Source organism: Neisseria wadsworthii 9715 (assembly GCF_000227765.1).
GTDB lineage: Bacteria > Pseudomonadota > Gammaproteobacteria > Burkholderiales > Neisseriaceae > Neisseria > Neisseria wadsworthii.
Genome location: NZ_JH165159.1, coordinates 1,900,464 through 1,908,321 on the forward strand (window position 1 = coordinate 1,900,464; position 7,858 = coordinate 1,908,321).

Consider the following 7,858-nt stretch of genomic DNA (forward strand, 5'->3'; position numbering starts at 1 on the left):
AAAGCCGTTTTTTATAATGGTAAAAATTAATAACTTTGAATAGCAAAAGTTAAGTTGATTGACTATAGCGACATTCCTAATTAAGTGGTGCAACGAAATGCCTGTCTGAAAGCGATTTTCAGACAGGCATTTCCACAACCATCGCCACTTTCCGCCCTACTCAAGTTTGCCAGGAATACATAACATTACTACTTAGAGTAAGCAGTTTTCTTATATGCAAGTACGACAAACTCAAAATAATGCAATTATTAACTTTATAAAGCCCCTCAACCATATTAAAAATGCCTGTCTGAAAATCACTTTCAGACAGGCATTACTGATAAATAAATCACTTAGTCAACTTTATGACCTTTAGCCGCGAAGAATGAAATATACAAGTAGCACAAAATAGGCAATACAAAAGAAGCCATCAATGCACTGGTTGCACCCATGCTACCGGTTAGACCGTCAATCAGCATACCTTGCGTGAAAGGAATAATTGCACCGCCCACGATAGCTGTACAAATAATGCCGGAAGCCGCGCCGGTAAATTTACCCAAGCCACGGGTAGCCAGCGAGAAAATAGTCGGGAACATAATCGAATTAAAGAAACCGACACCCAACAAAGCAAACATTGCCACTTTACCGCCAGAGAGAATGGCAACAGCAATTAAAATCATTGCCATCACTGAATTAAACATCAAATATTTGCTTGGCTGGAAGCGGCTCATTACAGCAGATCCCAAGAAGCGACCTACCATTGCACCACCCCAATAAAAGGCAATCAATTTAGAACCTTGCAAATGAGTCACGCCGGCAGCCGCCTCCATCACATTAATCAACAGGCTACCTATTGCAACCTCTGCGCCTACATAGCAGAAAATAGCAACCGCACCCAAAATCATATGCTTATACTGCCACACGCTGGTTTTGCCATCATGATTATGCTCTGTTTCCGCTTCAGCGATTGCCTTCGCATCCGGCAATCGAATCAACTTCACGAAAACAGCCAGCAAAATTAACACACCAGCCAAACCCAGATAAGGAATTTGTACCGATTGTGCTTCTTGCAACGGATTCATATGCTGGCTGGCCTCTGCCAAAATAAGCAAACCGCCCAATGGAGGCGCAACCGTCGTACCTACCGAATTAAAAGCCTGCACCAATGTTAAGGTTGCAGATTCCTTACCCGGTTTGGACAGCAAAGTCACATAAGGATTACCGGCAACCTGCAATAAAGTGATACCGGAAGCCAAAATAAATAAAGCACTCAGGAAAACAGGGTAAGACAAGCTGGTAGAAGCGGGATAAAACAACAAACAGCCCAAAGCAGCAATCAGAAAGCCGCCGATGACGCCGTTTTTATAACCCAGTTTTTCTACCACTTTACCCATAGGAATAGACATCAGCGCGTATGCACCGAAAAACACCATGTTAATCAACATGGCTTGCGTATAGTTTAAGCTGAACGCATTTTTCAAATGGGGAATCAACACATCATTTAGAGAAGTGATTGCACCCATCATAAAAAAGAGAGACGTTAACACGCCAAGAGCCGGCGTATTATTACTTGGAGCTTGTGAAGACATTATGTTTATCCTATCTCTGAATTTAAATAATTATATAGTTTACACTTACTCAAAAAGCATTAAGTGTAAAATTTTGCCAAATTTTAGGCAACGGGAAATCATACTGCTATTTCCAGTATGGCGCCAGTGTTATATTGCTACAAATTTACCTATTTGCAACCAAACAAAGAATTTAAATTACAAGGCGCACTACTTCAAATCCATATCAAATAATTATTTAAAAACAGGATAATATTTTCTTTATCAATACTAAGCCTGCATAGGCACTTACTCAGACAACTTGTTTAAAATCCATTAACAATCTTACATCCCAATATTCATATAAAATTTTCCGTAACCAAACAACAAAGACAGGCAAATGCCTGTCTGAAAATACATGCTGACAAATATCAAACCGACAATTTTTTGGCCAGCTCTGCCAATCTTTTGCCTTGGGCAAAAGCAAGCTGCTGCTCATGTTGGCTCAATTGCGGCTTGCCTTCGGCACCGGCCACATGTGTCGAGCCGTAGGGCGTTCCGCCTGTTTGCGTGTTGGATAGCGCACTTTCGCTATAAGGAATCCCGCTGATTATCATGCCGTGATGCAACAAGGGCAGCATCATGGTTAACAAAGTCGTTTCCTGTCCTCCGTGTTGGCTCGAAGTGCTGGCAAACACGGTTGCCGGCTTGCCGATCAATTCGCCCGACAGCCATTGTGCAATCGTGCCGTCCAGAAAATACTTCATCGGTGCAGACATGTTACCGAAACGTGTGGGGCTGCCCAATGCCAAAGCGGCGCAGCTTTTCAGGTCTTCCGCCGTGCAATAAGGGGCGCCTTCTTGCGGAATGTCAGATTCCACGGCTTCACATACCGCCGACACTTTCGGCACCGTGCGCAACACGGCTTCGCATCCTTCAACACTTTCTATACCCCGCGCAATCTGGCGGGCTAGGTTTAATGTACTTCCATGCAAAGAATAGTATAAAACGAGTATTTTCAAGGTTTTTTGGCTCATTGTTTTCATTTCCGTTAAAATAGCGTTCCTTAACAACCCAAGCCGCTTCGGCGGCAATATGCAGATTATGCTGAAATCTTCCCTTTTGCAAGGCTGGGGCAAATCGCGTTGGTTTGGTTTCGCCCGCTTTCTTATCCACCGCTTTAATGAAGTGCGCGTGCCCCAAATTGCAGCCAGCTTAACGTTTACTTCGCTTTTGGCGCTGGTGCCGGTGCTGACCGTGGCTTTAGTGATTGTGTCTGCTTTTCCGATGTTCAGTGATGTATCTGAAGCATTCATCAGCTTTATCAATATGACCATTGTGCCCGAAGGGGCTGATGTGGTGTTTGATTATCTGAATGAATTCAAACAGAAAGCCAGCAATCTGACAGCCATCGGTATCATCATGCTGGGTGTCACCTCCCTGCTTTTGATTCAAACCATCGACCAAACGTTCAACCGGATTTGGCAGGTAAAAAACCAGCGCTCTATTTGGATGCAGTTTTTGGTTTATTGGGCGCTGCTCACTTTTGGCCCGTTGGTGGCCGGTGTAAGCTTAACCGTATGGGGTCTGCTTCTGAGTAAAAGCGGGCTGGAATCCACTTTTCCGGTTTTATCGCGTGCTTTAGCCGTTTTCACATCATTCCTGTTTACCACCATTGCTTTATGGCTACTTTACCGTTTGGTTCCAAACCGTTTCGTACCCAATAAACATGCTTTTGCCGGTGCCGCCATTACGGCGGTTTTACTCGAAATTTTACGTTGGGGCTTTCGGATTTATGTTAGTCAGTTTAACAGCTACCAATTGATTTACGGCGCATTCGCTGCTATTCCTGTATTTTTGGTATGGCTACATGCTTTGTGGATGGTCGTAATCAGCGGTGCCGTGTTAACTTCCTCTTTCTCTTATTGGCACGGCGAGGCATTCCTACGCCAGTTTGATTCGCGGGGGCGCTTTGATGATGTATTGAAAGTATTGTTGCTATTGGATAATGCCCAACACCGCGGGCGGACTATGAAAGTTCAGCAATTCCGCCAACATATCAATATGGGCTACGATGAACTGGGCGACCTTTTGGAGCAGCTTGCCCGCCACGGCTATACCTTTCACGGCAACCACGGCTGGGTGTTGAAAACCAATGCGGAACACATCATTATTAACGATCTGTTCAAGCATTTTATTTACCGCCGCCCTGAGCATATTTCCAGCAACGATCCTATTTCCAAAACCGTTGACGATATCATGCAGCCGTGCATGGAAAGCATGAATATCAGCTTGGCGGAATTCCAACGGCATATGCGGACATACGAAAAAACCGATCCGTCTTAAGCATTGCCGATATTAGGAAACTTGAACAATGAAAAAATGCCTGTCTGAAAATTTTCAGACAGGCATTCTGGTTATCAACCTAACTACTTACAGACCTGCCAACCGGCCTGTATCCATAGCAATCATACGCTCTTCATTGGTCGGCACCACTACCACAGCCGGCTCGCGGCCTTTTTGGCTGATGATGCCGGATGCACCGAAGCGAGTTGCCTTGTTGGCTTCTTCATCAATGGTCAATCCTAAGAAACCGAGATAATTAACCGTTTTGCTTCGCACCACATCTGAGTTTTCACCGATACCGCCGGTAAACACCAGCGCGTCGATGCCGTTGGTTGCCACAGCCATAGCAGCGATGTATTTTGCAAGGCGGTAAGTCATCACTTCCAACGCAAGTTTCGCGCCTGCATGGCCTTCTGCGGCAGCTTCTTGAATGGTACGGCAGTCATTCGACAAACCTGAAATGCCGAGCAGGCCGGATTTTTTGTTGAGCATATCAGTTACGGCTTTTACATCCATACCGGCATTGTCTGCCAAGAACGAACAGGTGCTCGGGTCGAGGTCGCCGCTTCGGGTACCCATTACCAAACCTTCCAGCGGCGTTACGCCCATGCTGGTGTCTTGCGATTCACCGTTTTTCACCGCGCACACCGATGCGCCGTTGCCCAAGTGAGCGATAACCAATGAGCAGTCATTGATGTCTTTACCGATGATTTCCGCAGCTACCGGCGCTACATAGCGGAAGCTGGTTCCGTGGAAGCCATAGCGGCGGAAGCCGTATTTCTGATAAAGCTCTTGCGGCACGGCATACGTGTAGGCGTGCTCCGGCATGGTTTGGTGGAACGCGGTATCGAAAACACCCACATTAATCAGGCCGGGGAAAATGCTTTGTGCGGCACGGATGCCGGTGAGATTGGCGGGATTGTGCAGAGGCGCGAGCGGGATGCATTCTTCGAGCACGGCCATTACTTTGTCGTCAATCACCACCGAACCGCTGTATTTTTCGCCGCCGTGCACAACGCGGTGGCCGATAGCGCGCACCATATCCTGCAAATCGTGCGCACGCAATTCTTCGAGCAGGGCTTCTACTGCGCCGGTGTGGTCGTGGCGGTCAGACAGGCTGACTTCGTGTTTATCACCGTCTTTTCTGTCTACAAACCAAGAACGGCGCGAGACCGGTCTGATATCGGCATTATCGAAATATTTGAAAGTAATATAGGCTTCGGGGGTGGTCAGCTTTTCAGCAAGACAGCTAAGAATCAGCCCGCCGGTTTTATTATCAATTAATGCGCCCTTGAGGGAAGAGCTGCCGCAGTTTAATACCAAAATCAGATCGTTGGTCATATGGTTTCTCCTTAATTATTCTCATGTTGCCGCCGAAATGTACTCAAAAATCCGACTCTTTGTACAATCTTTTATTTAAATGGCAGCCATCAGCAAATCTGATGGCTGCCATTTGTCTGATATATCGATAGGATACGGTTTAAACAACCGAAAGTGAAATGCCTGTCTGAAAGTTATTCCTGATAAAACTCAACCGGCAAGTTATCCGGATCGAAAATAAAGAAAAAGACTTTGCCTGTATATTCGTCAACACGGATTGACTCACAGGCAACGCCTTTTTCGCTAAGCTCGGCATGTTTGTCCGCCACATTTTCCACCGCAAAAGCCAAGTGCCGCAAACCGCAAGCTTCCGGCCGGGTAAGCCGCTTCGGCGGGTTGGGGAACAAAAAAAGCTCCAGCATATAATGCCCGCCGATGCCTAAATCCAGCTTCCATGATTGGCGCGCTTCGCGATAATGTTCGGCCAACACGGTCAGCCCCAATATTTCGGTATAAAACTGTTTGGAACGCTGGTAGTCGGAGCAAATCAATGCTACATGGTGCAGACGCATGGTTATCCTTTCTGAAAACACTCAATGCCTGTCTGAAAATATTTTTCAGACAGGCATTGCACATAAACAACCTACATCGCCCCATAATTCGGGCCGCTGCCGCCCTCAGGGCAAACCCAGTTAATATTCTGGGTCGGATCTTTTATATCGCAGGTTTTGCAATGCACACAGTTGGATGCGTTAATCCGCAGCTGCGTCTGGCCGCCCTCTTCCACAATTTCGTAAACCGCAGCCGGGCAATAGCGGGTTTCCGGCGATGCGTATTCTTTATAGTTCACATCAATCATGGTTGCCGGATTGCGCAAAACCAAATGTGCGGGCTGGTTTTCCTCGTGGCTGATGTTGGCAAGAAAAACGCTGCCGAGCCGGTCGAACGTGAGCACATTATCCGGCTTCGGATAATCAATCGGGCGGCAAGCGGCGGCTTTTTTCAAGGTTGTGCAGTCCGGCGCATGATGCTTGAGCGTCCACGGGCCGCGCCCTTTCAGCACATACTGTTCCAAGCCGGTATAGGCAAACGCCGCCCACATGCCCCATTTGAACGAAGGCCGGATATTGCGCACTGCATACAGCTCTTTGCCCAGCCAGCTGCTTTCCAACAGACCCTGCAAAGTTGTGATTTCCTTACCGCTTTCCGGCTCAAACCCGCTTTCTTCCAAACGGGGAAACACGGCTTCTGCGGCCAGCATGGCCGATTTCATCGCCGTGTGTATGCCTTTGATACGCGGCACGTTTAAAAAACCCGCCGCATCACCGATCAACAGGCCGCCCGGAAAGCTCAAGCGCGGCAGGCTCTGCCAACCGCCTTCCACCAAAGCGCGCGCACCATAAGCAATGCGGCGGCCGCCTTCAAACGTTTTACGGATTTCAGGATGGGTTTTGAAACGCTGAAACTCTTCAAACGGCGACAAATAAGGGTTTTCATAATCCAGCCCCACCACGAAACCCACCGCTACCTGGTTATTATCGAGATGATAAATAAACGAGCCGCCATAGGTTTTGGTGTCCAACGGCCAGCCTGTGCTGTGCACCACCAAACCGGGTTGACACTTGCCTTCGGCCACTTCCCAAATTTCCTTAATGCCGATACCGTAAGTTTGCGGCTGGCTGTGTTTGTCAAGCCGGAAGCGTTCAATCAAATGTTTCGACAACGAACCGCGACAGCCCTCGGCAAACAGGGTTTGCTGCGCCCAAAGCTCCATGCCCGGTTGGAACATATCGGTTGCTTCGCCGTCTTTACCCACGCCCATATTGCCGGTAGCAATGCCTTTAACCGAGCCGTCGGCATGGTAGAGCACTTCGGTAGCGGCGAAGCCGGGGTAGATTTCCACACCGAGGCTTTCGGCTTGCTCGGCCAGCCAACGGGTCAGCTGCCCGAGGCTGATGATATAGTTGCCGTGATTTTTAAAGCTCGGCGCGGTGGGCAGCTTATAGGCCTTTTCTTTTGTAAGAAACAGCACCCTGTCTTCGCTAACGCTGCGGGTAAGCGGTGCGCCGCTTTGCTGCCAGTCGGGCAGCAGCTCGGTTAGCGCCACGGGGTCAATCACCGCGCCCGATAAAATATTGGCGCCGACTTCCGAGCCTTTTTCCACCACGCAAACGCTCACTTCCCTGCCCGCTTTTTCCGCCAGCTGTTTCAAGCGGATGGCCGCGCTTAAACCGGCAGGGCCGGCGCCGACAATTACTACATCATATTGCATGCTGTCGCGTTCAATGCCTTGCATGTCCATTGTTTATGTTCCTGTGATTTTTATTGCTTGTGCCAGCCTGAATTCATCCGAATGGAGATTCAAACTGAATCAATTGAATGGTTTGCTGTTTATTATATCATCAGCCGAAGCAAATATTTTCAGACAGGCAATGCCTGTCTGAAAAGTGCTTCAGCACACGGGGACACTCCCTCGCTATAGTCAATTCACTTAAGTTTAATAACGATACCGTCATACCCAGGCTTGACCCGAGCATCTTGAGTTCCAGCAAATTTAGAGGATACTCGGGTCAAGCGCGAGTATGACGAATGTACTATTTTTAAGTTAATTGACTATAAAACCGAGCCACAAACCAAATGCCTGTCTGAAAATTTTTCAGACAGGC

6 protein-coding genes are annotated in these 7,858 nt (G+C 47.9%); 1 reads left to right on the top strand and 5 read right to left on the bottom strand.

Going from position 1 to position 7,858, the window contains the following annotated elements; genetic code table 11:
- Positions 1 to 332: 332 nt before the first annotated feature.
- A complete protein-coding gene (locus HMPREF9370_RS08780; protein ID WP_009117104.1) occupies positions 333 to 1,568 on the bottom strand; it encodes a sugar MFS transporter in 1,236 nt (411 codons plus the stop codon).
- Between the two features lie 389 nt (positions 1,569 to 1,957).
- A complete protein-coding gene (gene wrbA / locus HMPREF9370_RS08785) occupies positions 1,958 to 2,563 on the bottom strand; it encodes an NAD(P)H:quinone oxidoreductase (RefSeq protein ID WP_040667608.1) in 606 nt (201 codons plus the stop codon).
- 67 nt (positions 2,564 to 2,630) lie between these two features.
- On the opposite strand from wrbA, the gene HMPREF9370_RS08790 reads away from it, so the two are divergent.
- Positions 2,631 to 3,872, top strand: coding sequence for a YihY family inner membrane protein (locus HMPREF9370_RS08790; protein WP_040667609.1), 1,242 nt, complete (start codon positions 2,631 to 2,633; stop codon positions 3,870 to 3,872).
- Between the two features lie 87 nt (positions 3,873 to 3,959).
- Here the strand turns inward: HMPREF9370_RS08790 and HMPREF9370_RS08795 are convergent, their stop codons facing one another.
- The 3 genes from HMPREF9370_RS08795 to HMPREF9370_RS08805 form a co-directional block, all read right to left on the bottom strand.
- A complete protein-coding gene (locus HMPREF9370_RS08795; RefSeq protein WP_009117106.1) occupies positions 3,960 to 5,213 on the bottom strand; it encodes an acetate kinase in 1,254 nt (417 codons plus the stop codon).
- 173 nt (positions 5,214 to 5,386) lie between these two features.
- Positions 5,387 to 5,764 (bottom strand): SMU1112c/YaeR family gloxylase I-like metalloprotein, encoded by a 378-nt coding sequence (gene gloA2 / locus HMPREF9370_RS08800; RefSeq protein WP_009117107.1) that lies wholly within the window; start codon positions 5,762 to 5,764, stop codon positions 5,387 to 5,389.
- A 71-nt stretch (positions 5,765 to 5,835) separates the two neighbouring features.
- Positions 5,836 to 7,494 (bottom strand): electron transfer flavoprotein-ubiquinone oxidoreductase, encoded by a 1,659-nt coding sequence (locus HMPREF9370_RS08805; RefSeq protein ID WP_009117108.1) that lies wholly within the window; start codon positions 7,492 to 7,494, stop codon positions 5,836 to 5,838.
- Between the last annotated feature and the right edge of the window lie 364 nt (positions 7,495 to 7,858).